A 14106-nucleotide genomic window follows, 5' to 3' on the forward strand; every position below is an offset into this window, starting at 1 on the left:
GCCATACCGCGTTCAGCGCCCAGACGAACGGGCGAACGATCCACCGAACGTGGTGGCGCACCGGCAGGCGATGACAGCCGGACGGCGATGCCGTTGACGGGACCGCATCGGCAAGGAATCCTATTGCCAAGCATAGGATTCCTTAGCGGACGCATCGGGAGTGCGCATGAGCGGCAACGGAACGAGCGGCAACAGCACCGAGCAGGCCAGGAAGACCGCCAACGGCCTGGTGTACCTGTCGGGCTTCGGCAACGAACACGGCTCCGAGGCCGCTCCGGGCGCCCTGCCGCTGGGCCGGAACTCACCGCAGCGGGCCCCGCTCGGCCTCTACGCGGAGCAGCTCAGCGGCTCCGCCTTCACCGAGCCGCGCGCCCAGAACCGGCGCTCCTGGCTGTACCGGATCAGGCCGTCCGCCGCCCACCCGCCGTTCACCCGGGTCGACAACGGCGCGTTGCGCTCCGCGCCCTTCACGGAGACCGTGCCGGACCCCAACCGGCTCCGCTGGAACCCGCTGCCCGAGCCGGCACCCGGTACCGACTGGTTGGCCGGCCTCTGGACCCTCGGCGGCAACGGCGACGCCACCCAGCGCACCGGAATGGCCGTGCACCTCTACCACGCCAATGCCGCCATGGAGCGGCGCGTATTCAGCGACGCCGACGGCGAGCTGCTGATCGTGCCGGAACACGGCGGGCTGCTGCTGCGCACCGAGTTCGGCCTGCTCGCCGCCCATCCGGGGGAGATGGCGCTGATCCCGCGCGGCGTACGCTTCCGGGTCGAGCTGCTCGACGACACGGCGCGGGGCTATGTCTGCGAGAACTACGGCGCCCCCTTCCAGCTCCCGGACCTCGGACCGATCGGCGCCAACGGGCTGGCGAACGCACGGGACTTCCGCGCCCCGGTCGCCGCGTACGAGGACGTCGAGGGCCCCGTGGACGTGGTCAACAAGTTCTGCGGCAACCTGTGGGCCGCCACCTACGACCACTCCCCGCTCGATGTGGTGGCCTGGCACGGCAACCACCTGCCGTACGTCTACGACCTGCACCGCTTCAACGTGATCGGCACGATCTCCTACGACCACCCGGACCCGTCGATCTTCACCGTGCTCACCTCGCCGACCGACACCCCTGGGCTCGCGAGTGTGGACTTCGTGGTGTTCGCACCACGCTGGCTGGTCGGCGAGGACACCTTCCGTCCGCCGTACTTCCACCGCAATGTGATGAGTGAGTACATGGGCCTGATCGAGGGGGCCTACGACGCCAAGACCGCGGGCGAGGGCGGCTTCGTCCCGGGCGGCGGCTCGCTCCACAACATGATGTCCGCGCACGGACCCGACCGGGAGACCTTCGACAAGGCCAGCGCCGCCGAGCTGAAGCCCCAGAGGGTCGACGACGGTCTCGCTTTCATGTTCGAGACGCGGTGGCCCGTGACCGCGACCCAGCAGGCCGCGGGAGCCGGGCACCTGCAGCAGGGATACGACGACGTATGGCAAGGTCTCGAGCGCCACTTCCGGCCGTAGTCCCTGCCGGAAGCGTCCCGCCCGGCTCCCGTGGGATCCGCCCGGGAGGTGCCCCCGGCACTCACGCTCGCTAGGGTGTCGGAGCCATCGGGCCCGGCAGGATCCGAACGGAAGACCTCAGGCCGGAGGGTCCGGGGAGGCCCCGCGCGCCGGACGCCGCAGGCCCCGCCTCCGGGCGGACGGCGCTGTTCGTCACCCCACGGCCTGGTAGTCGTAGTACTCGTCGTACGGAGATGCCGTGACCGCGTTCGCCCCGGACTCGCTCGTCCTGAACCGCAAACTGCCGCTGTGGTACCAGGTCTCGCAGTCGCTGCGTGCCTCGATACTGGGGCGCGGGCCGCACGACCCACTGCGTCTTCCCACCGAGGAGCAGCTCGCCGAGCACTACGGGGTGAGCGTGCTGACCATGCGGCAGGCGCTGAAGGAGCTGGAAGCCGAGGGGCTGATCAGCAGGCACCGAAGGCGCGGCACATTCATCGAACCGGGAGCACGGCGCGGCGCACCACGGCGGCTGCTGGGCTCGATCGACGCGATCGTGGCCCAGCAGTCGGGCGAGCTGACCACGGTCATCGGGCACGGCACCGCCGCCGTGCCCGGTGACCTCGCCGAGTTCTTCACGGACGTGGACGAGGTCGTGACGTACCGCAGACTCCGCCGGGACGGGGACAGCGGCGAGCCCACGAACTGGGCGGAGAACGCGGTGCGGCCGGACATCGCGGCGGTACTCGACGTCGGGGACCTCGAACGATGGCCGATGACGAAGGTGCTGAGAGACGTCATCGGGGTAAGGATCAGCCGGATCACGGACACGGTGGAGGCGAGGCTCGCCGACCCGGAGACCGCCGAGCTGCTCCAGGTACCGCTGCTGTCGCCGATCCTGCACTACACCGGGGTGACCTACGACGACGAGGGGCGGGTGGTGGATGTGGCGCGCATCCGGTATCGGGGGGACCGGTTCTCGTTCTCGGTGACCGTCGAGGCGGAGTGACCACCGCGATGCTGCTGGACGATCTGATGCCCTGGTCCACCGGACCGCTCAGGCTGGGCCGGGACTGGGTGATCGCCCCGGACACCGGAACGTTGCGGGCCCGCTGGGACATGCTGGTCAGCGCCGACGAGGGGCGACGGCGAACCCTCTTCGGGGAGACACGGGCGCGGACGCTGCACAGCGCCGTCGCCGCCCTGCCAGGGCAGTCCGCCGGGACCGCGTGGTTCGCCGGGGAAGGCGGAGCCTGCCCCGATCCGGTCCGGATCGTGCACGGGCCCTTCGACCGGCAGTGGATCATTCCCGACCACCGTCTCATCGACATCGCCCGCCCGGAGCTGTGGCGGGTCGCCGACGAGCGGCAGCTCTTCGTCCAGGAGCCGGGGCGGGTCCCCGGAGTCACCGATCCGGCGCTGCTGGTGTCCGCGGACCTGCCCGACGGCCGCTCCCCTGCCGGGCGGCCCGGCAGGATACGCCCGCTGTACCGTCGGCTCGGCGGGACCGAGCCCAATCTCGCCATGGGGGTGCTGCCTGCCCTGTCCGCGCGCTATGCCCGGACGGTGGGCGCCGAGGAGGTCCTCGCCTGGGCGGTGGCGACGGCACAGCCATCCGCCTCGCCGGCCCGTGGTTACGAGGTGCCGTTCTCACCGGATCCCGAGCTGTGGGCGGATGGCGTCCGGGTGGGGCGGCAGCTGGTCCGGATCCAGCTCAGGGGCGCCCGCGGCACCGAACGGCCCCGGCTCCCCGGAGGCCGTCGGCCCTATGTACGGGCATCACTCCCGGCGCGCCCCGAGGCCATCGCGTACGACGCGGACGAGGAGGCCCTGCTGATCGGCACGGGGCGGATCTCCCCCGTGCCCGCCGAGGCGTGGGACTACGCGGTGTCCGGAGTCAGGGTGCTGGAGCACTGGTTCGAACGGCGTACCGCCGAGGCCGAACCCGGCACCCTCGCGGCGATCGGCCCCGGCGCCTGGCCTCAGGAATGGACGTCGGAGCTGCTCGAACTCATCACCGTACTGGCGCTGCTCGGCGGATTGGAGAGCGAGCGGCGCACCCTGTCCCGGGCTGTCGCCGCGACCGGCTCGGTCGATCTGGAACTCGCGCCCGCGTCGGAGGCCGCACGGAGGCCCGCGTCGGTGCTCGACCACCACGAGGAGGGCCCCGCCGGGCAGGTCGCGCTGATCTGAGCGGGCCTCGGCGGAGCCGGGATGACAAACGCGCCCGGTGCGATGTAGGACGGCTGCCATGAGCCAGCCGCTGCCTCTCGAAGGAATCACCGTCGTCGCCGTCGAACAGGCGGTGGCGGCGCCGTTCGCCACCCGCCAGCTCGCGGACCTCGGAGCCCGGGTGATCAAGGTCGAGCGACCGGACGGCGGCGACTTCGCACGCGCGTACGACACCGCGGCGCAGGGACTCGCCTCGCACTTCGTCTGGTGCAACCGCGGCAAGGAGTCACTCGCCGTCGACCTCAAGGACCCGCGCGGGATCGCCGTGGTGCGCCGACTGGTCGCCGGCGCCGATGTGTTCGTACAGAACCTCGCGCGGGGCGCCGCGGCACGGCTCGGGCTGGACGCGGCGACGCTCTGCGCGGAGTTCCCGCGGCTCGTGGCGGTGGACATCTCCGGGTACGGGGCGGACGGCCCGCACGCCCACAGGCGTGCGTACGACATGCTGGTGCAGTGCGAGGCGGGTCTGGTGTCCGTGACCGGGACTCCCGAGCAGCCGGTGAAGGCAGGCATCCCGGCGGCGGATGTCGCGGCGGCGATGTACGCGTTCTCGGGGGCGCTCGCCGCGCTGCTGCGACGGGCCACCACGGGGCTCGGCGGGCCGGTGGAGATCTCGATGCTGGACTCACTCGCCGAATGGATGGGGCACCCCCTGCACCACGGCATGCATGGCGGCACACCACCGGCGCGCACCGGCCTCGCACACGCCGTGATCGCCCCGTACGACGCGTACGCCACCGCGGACGGCGGCCAAGTGCTGCTGTCCGTGCAGAACGACCGCGAGTGGCGACGGCTCGCGGAACGGGTGCTGGAGCGCCCGGAGCTGGGTGAGGACCCCGTCTTCGCCACGAACGCGGCCCGCACCGCCCACCGCGCCGAGACCGACGCGGTGGTGGGCGATGCGCTGGCGTGCCTCGCCACCGATACCGCGGTCGCCCGCCTGGAGGCGGCCGGTATCGCCTGCGCCCGCCTCAACACGGTCGCCGACCTGGCCCGCCACCCCCAGCTCGAAGCCCGCGCCCGTTGGTGTGAGGTCCCTTCCCCCACGGGCCCGCTGCGCGCGCTCCTGCCCCCGATCAACCTGCCGGGCGGTCCTGCGCCCCGGATGGGCGCGATCCCCGCACTCGGCGAGCACACGGACGCGGTACTGCGGGAGGCGGGGCTGAGCGCTCCGGAGATCGCGGACCTCCGGAGCTCCGGGGTGGTCAGCTGAGCCCGGCGCTCAGGCGTGCCGAGCGGGGCGTGCCACACCGCCGGGCCGCACCCCTCACCACTCGCCCCGCGGACGCGAGGCTCACCGTTCGGCAGGCCATCCGGGTGAGCGCTCGATAAACTCCTCGTTTGCCACGCGCGCGGAGGCATCACGATTCGCGGCGCACTCCACACCACACGGACGGAGAGTGAGCGATGCGCAGCAGAGAGAACCGCGTCACGCAGGTGGGCGAACGGCGCGCCGCGTGACCGTCGTGCCGGGTACGCCGGCGCTGCTCGATCCGCTCCTAGACGCGAGCGCGCCGCCCGTACCGGCGCTGTTCGTCGCGGGTGCCGCCCCCGCGGAGCGGACCCTGCTCGACATCCTGGAGCGGACCGCGTGCCGGTACCCAGATGAACCGGCTGTGGACGACGGCAGCGAGACCCTCACGTACCGCGAGCTGATCGCGGAGGTGGAGAAGTTGCGCCTGCGGCTCGCCGCACAGGGGATCGGTGCCGGTGACCGGGTGGGCGTGCGCGTGCCATCCGGGACCGCCGATCTGTATGTGGCCGTCCTGTCGGTGCTCGCGAGCAGCGCGGCCTACGTCCCCGTGGACGCGGAAGACCCCGACGAACGTGCCGAGCTGGTGTTCTCGGAGGCGGCGGTCGCGGCCGTGATCGGGGCCGGGCGCGGCATCACTGTGCGCGGGAGACCGGGCGGGAGGACGCAGCCCGGGCCAGGGCCGGACGACGACGCCTGGGTGATCTTCACATCCGGTTCCACCGGGAAGCCCAAGGGGGTCGCCGTCACCCATCGCAACGCGGCGGCGTTCGTGGACGCGGAGGCGCGGATCTTCCTCGCGGGCGTGCTGTCCGATCCGCTCGGCCCTGGCGACCGGGTGCTCGCCGGCCTTTCGGTCGCCTTCGACGCCTCCTGCGAGGAGATGTGGCTGGCCTGGCGGCACGGTGCGTGTCTGGTGCCCGCGCCGCGCTCCCTCGTACGGACGGGCGTCGATCTGGGCCCCTGGCTGGTCGAGCAACGCATCACCGTGGTCTCGACGGTGCCCACACTCGCCGCGCTGTGGCCGGTGGAGGCGCTGGACGAGGTACGGCTGCTGATCTTCGGCGGCGAGGCCTGTCCGCCCGAGCTCGCGGAGCGTATGGCCGTACCGGGGCGTGAGGTGTGGAACACCTACGGACCGACGGAGAGCACCGTCGTCGCCTGCGCCGCCCCGTTGACCGGTGTGGGCCCGGTGCGCATCGGGCTGCCGCTGGACGGCTGGGAGCTCGCGGTCGTGGACGACCGCGGGGGGATCGCCCCGATGGGCGCGACCGGTGAGCTGGTGATCGGCGGGGTCGGTCTCGCCCGGTATCTGGACACCGGCAAGGACGCGGAGAAGTACGCCCCGCTGCCCGCGCTGGGCTGGGCCCGCGCCTACCGCAGTGGCGATCTGGTGCGTGCCGAGCCCGACGGGCTGGTCTTCGTCGGCCGGGCGGACGAGCAGGTCAAGCTGGGTGGGCGCCGGATCGAGCTGGGCGAAGTCGACGCGGCCCTCCAGGCGCTGCCGGGCGTGGCGGGTGCGGCGGCGGCGGTCCGCAGCACGGCCGCCGGGCATCAGCTGCTGGTGGGGTACGTCGTGCCGCACGGCACCGAGACCACGCACGGCACCGAAGTGACGTCCGGCACCGAAGCGGCCTTCGACGCGGCTGACGCCGTGGCGCGCCTTCGCAAGGAGCTGCCCGCCGCGCTCGTGCCCGTGATCGCCGTCGTCGCCGAGCTGCCCACTCGGACCTCGGGAAAAGTGGACCGGGACGCGCTGCCGTGGCCGCTGCCGGACAGCGGGGGCGCGGGCGCGGCCGGGTGGAGCGAGACCGAGGCATGGCTGGCCACGCAGTGGCGCGAGTTGCTCGGGGCGCCGGTGGGCGGCCCCGAGGCTGACTTCTTCGCGAGCGGCGGGGGCAGCCTCGCCGCCGCCCGACTGGTGTCGCGGATACGTGAGCGTTACGGCACCGGTTCGGTCGGCGACATCTACCGGAACCCGACCCTGGGGGCCCTGGCCGGCACTGTGGAGGCCGCGTCCCGGCGCGGGACGAAAGTCCGTGCCGTGCGTCCGGTGGCGCTGCGCACGGGCATCGCGCAACTCCTGCTGATGCTGCCGCTGATGGGTGTGCTCGGCCTGCGCTGGGCGGTGGTCGCCGCCGCCGTGAACAACGTCGTCGGGTCGCCCTGGGCTCCCGCGGTCTCCTGGTGGTGGGTGGCCGTGGGCTGGCTGCTCGCGGTCAGCCCACCGGGGCGGATCGTGATCGCGGCCGGTGGGGCGCGACTGCTCCTGCGCGGTCTGCGGCCCGGCACGTATACCCGTGGCGGCCGTACGCATCTGCGGCTGTGGACGGCGGAGCGACTCGCCGAGCTCAGCGGCGCGACGGGGCTCGCGGGTTCCTGGCTCACGTACTACGCGCGGGCGCTCGGCGTCCGGGTCGGGGACGACGTCGATCTGCACGCGCTGCCGCCCGTGACCGGGATGCTGCGGCTCGGCAAGGGCTGTGCGGTCGAACCCGAGGTGGACCTGTCGGGTCATTGGCTGGACGGCGACCGGCTTCACATCGGCACGCTGCGGATCGGCGCGGGTGCGGTCGTCGGCGCGCGCAGCACGCTGTTCCCCGGTACGCGGATCGGCAAGCGGGCGGAGGTGGCGGCCGGCTCAGGGGTGACCGGAGCCGTCCCCGGGGGCGAGCGCTGGGCCGGTGCCCCGGCGTCGAAGCAGGGCAGGGCGGGACGCGGCCTACCCGGCGGGCGCCCGGTGCGCAGGCGCCGCTGGACCGTCGTCTACTCGGTGTCGTCGCTCCTCATCGGATTGCTGCCCGCCGTCGCGGCGCTGCCCGGCCTGCTGGTGATCGGCGACTTCCTGCACGGCGCAGGGGAACCCGGGGGCGCGCTGGCGGCGGCCCTGGCCGCGGTACCGCTGGCGACGCTGGTATCACTGGCCGCGTACGCGGTGCTGATCGTGACCGGTGTACGTCTGCTGGGGGTCGGGCTGCGCGAGGGCCACCATCCGGTGCACGGCCGCGTCGCATGGCAGGCATGGGCGACCGAGCGCCTGATGGACATGGCGCGGGTGCATCTCTTCCCGCTGTACGCCAGCCTGTTCACGCCCGTATGGCTGCGTGCCCTCGGTATGCGGATCGGGCGCGGGGTCGAGGCGTCGACCGTGCTGGCCCTGCCGACCATGACCACGGTAGGCGACGGGGCGTTCCTGGCTGACGACACCATGGTCGCGTCGTACGAGCTCGGCGGCGGCTGGCTGCGTATCGCCGAGGCACGGGTCGGCAAGCGCGCCTTCCTCGGCAACTCCGGGATGGCCGCTGCGGGCCGCCGTGTACCCAAGCGGGGCCTGGTGGGTGTGCTTTCGGCTGCCCCCGAGCGGGCCAAGGCCGGCTCCTCCTGGCTCGGCATGCCGCCGATGAGGCTGCCTCGGGCGGCCGAGGAGGGCGACCAGAGCCGCACCTTCTCCCCGCCGCTGCGGTTGAGGCTGGCGCGTGCCGCTGTGGAGCTGTGCCGGGTGGTTCCGTTGATGTGCGGGGTGGCGCTGGCCGTCCTCGCCATCGCCGCTTTCGCCTGGGTCTCGGCGCATCTCGGCGCCGTGCTCGCGGTGCTGCTGGGCGGGGTGGTGCTGCTGCTCGCCGGGGTGGTCGCGGCGCTGGTCGCGCTGGCCGCGAAATGGCTGCTGGTGGGCAGGTTCCGGGTCGTGGAGCAACCGCTGTGGTCGTCGTTCGTGTGGCGCAACGAGCTCGCCGACACGTTCGTCGAGGTGCTGGCGGTGCCCTGGCTGGTGGGTGCCACCACCGGCACCCCGCTGATGAACCTGTGGCTGCGCGGTCTCGGAGCGCGTATCGGCCGGGGCGCCTGGTGCGAGACCTACTGGCTGCCGGAGGCCGATCTCGTCGTGATCGGCCCGGGAGCCAGCGTCAACCGGGGCTGTGTCGTGCAGACCCATCTCTTCCACGACCGGATCATGCGGATGGACAATGTGGTTCTCGGTGCGGGTGCGACACTCGGTCCGCATGGGATCGCGCTGCCCGGCGCGGTGATCGGCGACCGCGCCGCGGTCGGTCCGGCGTCGCTGGTGATGCGCGGGGAGCGGGTGCCCGCGGACACCCGATGGCTGGGCAACCCGATCGCCGCGTGGAAGGCGTGAGCGGTACGGCATAGGGGCACGACCGAAGGACGCACGACGGTGACGGATTCGTATCTGCCGCAGCACGGCGATGACGGCCATCGGACCACGCAGTACGACCTGGAGCTGGACTACCGTCCGCAAACCGGCCGACTCAGCGGCCGGGCGACGATCCACGCCGTTGTGGGGACCATGCGGGCACTGCCCGAGATCGTGCTCGATCTCGGGCAGTTTCGGCTGACCAAGGTCCTGGTGAACGGCGCGCGGCCGGCCAAGTACACGCATCGTGGCGACAAACTGCGGATCCGGCCGGTGAAACCGCTACGCGCGGGCGCGCCCTTCACGGTCGAGGTGCGTTACACGGGCGTCCCCCGTCCCGTGCGCACCCGGGACTGGGGCGATCTGGGCTGGGAGCTCCTGGAGGACGGCGCGCTGGTGGCGTCACAGCCGAACGGGTCGCGTTCCTGGTTCCCCTGCAACGACCGCCCGGACGACAAGGCGGCCTACCGGATCACGGTGACCGCGCCGACCCCCTGCGCAGTGGTGGCGAACGGGGCACTGACCGCACGCAGCATCAGCGCTTCCACCACGACCTGGGTGTACGAGCAGCCGGCGCCCATGGCGAGCTATCTGGCGACCGTCCAGATCGGGCCGTACGAGCTGGTGGAGGTGGCGCATGCGGGTGAGATTCCGCAGCCGGCCGCGGTGCCGGGCTCCCTGCTCGACCGGTTCGAGCACGACTTCGCGCGGCAGCCGGAGATGATGCTGGTGTTCACGGACCTGTTCGGCCCGTACCCCTTCGACGACTACGCGGTCGTGGTGGTGGACGAGGAGCTGGACGTCCCCGTGGAGGCCCAGGGCCTGTCGGTCTTCGGCGCCAACCATGTGGACGGCCGCCGGGGCAGCGAGCGGCTGATCGCGCACGAACTGGCCCATCAGTGGTTCGGCAACAGCCTGACGGTCGCAGACTGGCGGCACATCTGGCTGAACGAGGGCTTCGCGAAGTACGCCGAGTGGCTGTGGTCCGAGCTGTCCGGCGGCCCCTCGACCTCGGCCATGGCGGCCAGGTCCCGGGCGCGGTTGGCCATGATGCGGCAGGACATCCGGATCGCCGATCCGGGGCTGCGGCGACTGTTCGACGATCGGGTCTATGAACGGGGCGCTCTCACCCTGCACGCGCTGCGCACCGAGATGGGACACGCGGCCTTCGTCGGACTGCTGAGGGAGTGGACGAGGGCCCATCGGCACGGGGTGGTGACGACGGAGGCCTTCATCGCCCTGGCGCGGCGGCATTCGGCGCGACCGCTCGACCGGCTGTTCGCGAGGTGGCTGTACGAGGCCAAACTCCCGGCGCTGCCGCTCTGAATGCATGCTCCGGCCGGGACTCGACGGGACCTGTCCGCAAGTCGTCCGGGCGGGACGGTGGGTGCCGTCGCCGGGGCTGCGCGGGTGCGGGGCGCGGCATGGGCGGGTCCGCGGCCTGGGTAGCGGGCATCGGAGCCGGACGGGCGAGCGGGGGACGGGTGCGCGTGAAGCGGTCACGCGAGCCCGGCTCCGCCTGCCGGCCACCCAGGCCGGAAGCTGCGAGGCCCTAGTGCCGGCGGCTGCCGAACAGCGAGCGCCGCAGTCGGCGCAGCGGGGCGAAGAGCGAGACCCGCGCGCTCCTGCTGGTGTGGGTACGTGCCACATCACGCGTCGTCAGCTCGCGCATCAGCGAGGTCGCTTCAGCCGACTCACGCTGCGGGACGGCAGGCCCGCCCAGCACCGCGAGATGGCGGTCGAGACGCGAGCTGGTCGCACTGCTTCCGCATGTGATCGCGGGCACTCGCGCCCTGCTGCGCATCGTTATCTGTTCCATTCCACTCCCCACCCGTACGAGGGCACCCGGCCCGGGCAGGTTAACCCTATCGTCCCGCAGTGACACTCGTGTATCCCGGTCGCAGGATTCACCATCCCTGTACGGGTGTTGACGGTTACTCAGTGAATCCAACCGATTCCAGGGCGAGTTGGACAGTTCCAGGGTCCGCCGGATTCATTTTCGATCCAGGCCAATCCACCCGGTCTCCTGCCCCGAACACCGGTCAGCAAGCAGGACTGAACCAAGGTCCTCGGGACACGACGGGATGGACGCGATGACCGCTATCAAGTGGAGCGCGCGAGGGCGCAGGAATCTTGCCGCACTCGTCTGCGGTGCGCTGGCAGCCGGGGGGCTTGCGGCCTCCGGAGTCACCACCACGCTCGCGCCGGGGGCGGCCCACGCCTCCAGCCACCGCGAGGCCCCGTTGGTCTCCGGCCAGCCCCAGCTGGACAACACGGACGTGTACGCGTTCGTGAGCCCCGACCGGCCGGACACGACGACGATCATCGCCAACTGGCTGCCCTTCGAGGAACCCGGGGGCGGGCCGAACTTCTACAAGTTCGCCAAGGACGCCCGCTACGAGATCCACATCGACTCGGACGGCGACGCACAGGGCGATCTGCTCTACCGCTGGACCTTCCACGACCAGGTCAAGAACGGCGACACCTTCCTGTACAACACAGGCCCGGTGACCAGCATCGACGACCCGGACCTCAACATCACGCAGACCTACGACCTCGAACTGCTGAAGCTGAGGAAGCAGCATGTGATCTCGAACACGAAGATCGCCGACCATGTGCCGGTAGCCCCCTCCAACGTGGGCAAGGCATCCATGCCGGACTACGCGCAGCTGCGTGCCCAGGCCGTGCACCGGATGGAGGACGGCTCGTCGGTGTTCGCAGGCCAGGCCGACGACTCCTTCTTCCTCGACCTGCGCGTCTTCGACCTGTTGTACGGCGGCGATCTCTCGGAGGTCGGCAACGACACGCTCAAGGGCTACAACGTCAACAGCATCGCGCTCCAAGTGCCGACCGAGCACATCCGGCAGTCCGAGAGCCAGCCGGTGGTCGGCATCTGGTCGACCACTTCCCGCAAGAACGCGAGCGGCGACTGGACCCAGGTGTCGCGGCTGGGCATGCCGCTCGTCAACGAGGTCGTCATCCCGGTGAAGGCGAAGGACAAGTTCAACGCCTCCTCGCCCTGGAACGACGCGGAGTTCCTGCCGTTCGTCACCGAACCGGAGCTGCCCAAGCTCATCGAGTCCATCTACAAGATCAAGGCTCCCGCGACCCCGCGCGACGACCTGGTGTCGGTGTTCCTGACCGGCGTCAAGGACCTGAACCAGCCGCCGAACGTCACGCCCGCCGAAGCACTGCGGCTGAACACATCGATAGCGCCCACCCATGAGCCCAAGCGCCTCGGTGTGCTCGACGGCGACAAGGCCGGCTTCCCCAACGGCCGCCGGCTGACGGACGATGTGATCGACATCTCCCTCCAGGTCGTCGAAGGCGAGCTGCTCGGTCAGAAGAACGACCTGGGTGACGCGGTGAACGCGAACGACCAGGACTTCGAGAAGAAGTTCCCGTATGTGGCACTGCCGACGTCAGGCTCCCGTGGCCCGGTGGCCGAAGGCAACGGAGCCGAAAGCCAGCTGAAGGGCGGAATCTCGGAATTGTCGGCGGCGAGCGGCGACAGGAAGCTCCTGGTCACCTCCCTGCTGTCCGCGGGCGTCGGAGCGGTACTGGTGGCCCTGGGGCTTGGCTGGTCGCGGATGCGTCGGCGCAGCAGGGGCATCCTGTGAAGCTCGGCAGGCAGCATGCCCGTGCGGGACGGCTCGCGGCCGGGGTGGCCGGGCTCGCACTCGTGCTGACGGCCGTGGGAGCGGTCGTCGGCGGCGAGGACGGCGGGGGCGGCGGGGGCGGCGTTCCCGCTGTCCCCGCCGCAGCGGGGACAGCGGCGGCCGGGGCGAGTGTCAGCGCCCTCCAGGCACATCTCAAGAAGCAGCCAAAGGACGCGGGAGGTTGGGCGGCGCTCGGTGCCGCGTATGTGGAGGAGGCCAGGGTCAGCGGCGACGCGGCCCGCTATCCGCAGGCGGAGCAGGCCCTCTCTCGGTCCCTGGAACTGCGCCGGGACGACAACGCCGACGCGCTCGCCGGACGGGCCGCACTCGCTGCCGCCAGGCACGACTTCCCGGCGGCGCTCCGCGAGGCGGACCGCGCGCTGGCGGTCAACGCGTACGGCGAGCGGGCACTGGCCGTACGGATCGACGCGCTGGTCGAACTGGGCCGATACCAGGACGCGCTGGCCGCCGCGCGACTGGCGGACTCACGCCGCCCCGGTATCCCGGTGTTCACACGGCTCGCCTATGTGCGGGAACTGCGCGGAGAGACCGCGGAGGCGCGCCGCGTGCTGCAGCTGGCCCTGGACTCGGCCGCCCGCCCCGCCGATGTCTCCTACACCTCGACCGCCCTGGGCCAGCTCGCCTGGTCGCAGGGCGACTACGCGGAGGCGCTGCGGCACTGCGGGATCGCGCTCAAGGCCGCGCCGGGCAACCCTGAGGCAAGCGAGTGCCGGGCGAGGGCGCTTGCCGGGAAGGGCGATCCGAAGGGCGCGATCCGGGAGTTCGAAGACCTGGTCGGGCGCTATCCGCTGCCGGGACGGTTGGTCGCGCTCGGCGAGTTGTACGAGGCGGCAGGGCAGCCCGAGCGGGCCCGGGAGCAGTACGCCGTCGTGGGCACCTACACCGGACTGGCGCGTGCGGGCGGAGTGAACCCGGATCTGGACACCGCGCTCGCCGCGGCCGACCACGGTGACCGTGCCGCGGCGCTGCGCGCGGCACGGGCCGAATGGCAGCGGCGGCGGACGGTGCACACCGAGGACGCCCTGGCCTGGGCGCTGCATCGGTCCGGCAAGTCCGACGAGGCGCTGCCGCACGCCCGGAAGGCGACGGCGACCGGATATCGCAACGCCACTTTCCTGTTCCATCGCGGGATGATCGAGCTGGCCGTCGGCGACAGCACCGCCGCACGGGCATCGCTCTCCCTCGCCCTGAAGCTGAACCCGGGCTTCTCACCGCTCGGTTCGCGCGATGCCCGGCGCGCGCTGGATGCCGTGGAGGGGCGATGAACCACCCGATGACGCGCCCTGGACCGATC

At 71.8% G+C, this 14106-nt stretch carries 9 protein-coding genes; 8 read left to right on the top strand and 1 reads right to left on the bottom strand.

The window, feature by feature from the left end; genetic code table 11:
* Nucleotides 1-166 precede the first annotated feature (166 nt).
* From hmgA to V1460_RS23730, 6 genes are all read left to right on the top strand, one after another.
* The gene (hmgA, locus tag V1460_RS23705) at nt 167-1516 is read left to right on the top strand and encodes a homogentisate 1,2-dioxygenase (RefSeq protein WP_338675630.1); all 1350 of its coding nucleotides are present in this window, start codon (nt 167-169) and stop codon (nt 1514-1516) included.
* 238 nt (nt 1517-1754) lie between these two features.
* Nucleotides 1755-2504, top strand: coding sequence for a GntR family transcriptional regulator (locus V1460_RS23710; RefSeq protein WP_338675631.1), 750 nt, complete (start codon nt 1755-1757; stop codon nt 2502-2504).
* Nucleotides 2505-2512: 8 nt separating this feature from the next.
* Nucleotides 2513-3688: a type ISP restriction/modification enzyme gene (locus V1460_RS23715; protein ID WP_338678173.1), complete on the top strand. Its 1176-nt coding sequence runs from the start codon at nt 2513-2515 to the stop codon at nt 3686-3688.
* Nucleotides 3689-3746: 58 nt separating this feature from the next.
* Complete coding sequence (locus V1460_RS23720) at nt 3747-4940, top strand: CaiB/BaiF CoA-transferase family protein (RefSeq protein WP_338675632.1); 1194 nt, start codon at nt 3747-3749, stop codon at nt 4938-4940.
* Between the two features lie 253 nt (nt 4941-5193).
* Nucleotides 5194-9114, top strand: coding sequence for a Pls/PosA family non-ribosomal peptide synthetase (locus tag V1460_RS23725; protein WP_338678174.1), 3921 nt, complete (start codon nt 5194-5196; stop codon nt 9112-9114).
* 39 nt (nt 9115-9153) lie between these two features.
* Nucleotides 9154-10458 carry a M1 family metallopeptidase gene (locus V1460_RS23730; RefSeq protein WP_338675633.1) on the top strand — a complete coding sequence of 435 codons (1305 nt, stop codon included), beginning with the start codon at nt 9154-9156 and terminating at the stop codon, nt 10456-10458.
* A 226-nt stretch (nt 10459-10684) separates the two neighbouring features.
* Here V1460_RS23730 and V1460_RS23735 read toward each other — a convergent pair whose 3' ends face one another.
* A complete protein-coding gene (locus tag V1460_RS23735; protein ID WP_338675634.1) occupies nt 10685-10951 on the bottom strand; it encodes a hypothetical protein in 267 nt (88 codons plus the stop codon).
* A gap of 274 nt (nt 10952-11225) precedes the next feature.
* Between V1460_RS23735 and V1460_RS23740 the strand changes: the two genes are divergently transcribed.
* Complete coding sequence (locus V1460_RS23740) at nt 11226-12752, top strand: DUF4331 domain-containing protein (protein ID WP_338675635.1); 1527 nt, start codon at nt 11226-11228, stop codon at nt 12750-12752.
* The gene (locus V1460_RS23745) at nt 12749-14077 is read left to right on the top strand and encodes a tetratricopeptide repeat protein (RefSeq protein WP_338675636.1); all 1329 of its coding nucleotides are present in this window, start codon (nt 12749-12751) and stop codon (nt 14075-14077) included. The genes V1460_RS23740 and V1460_RS23745 overlap by 4 nt, the downstream gene beginning before the upstream one ends.
* The last annotated feature ends 29 nt before the right edge of the window (nt 14078-14106 follow it).

Source organism: Streptomyces sp. SCSIO 30461 (assembly GCF_037023745.1).
GTDB lineage: Bacteria > Actinomycetota > Actinomycetes > Streptomycetales > Streptomycetaceae > Streptomyces.

Coding starts and splice junctions, on each gene's coding strand:
- hmgA (WP_338675630.1), top strand. CDS start 167: ATGAGCGGCAACGGAACGAGCGGCAACAGCACCGAGCAGGCCAGGAAG.
- V1460_RS23715 (WP_338678173.1), top strand. CDS start 2,513: ATGCTGCTGGACGATCTGATGCCCTGGTCCACCGGACCGCTCAGGCTG.
- V1460_RS23720 (WP_338675632.1), top strand. CDS start 3,747: ATGAGCCAGCCGCTGCCTCTCGAAGGAATCACCGTCGTCGCCGTCGAA.
- V1460_RS23735 (WP_338675634.1), bottom strand. CDS start 10,951: ATGGAACAGATAACGATGCGCAGCAGGGCGCGAGTGCCCGCGATCACA.
- V1460_RS23740 (WP_338675635.1), top strand. CDS start 11,226: ATGACCGCTATCAAGTGGAGCGCGCGAGGGCGCAGGAATCTTGCCGCA.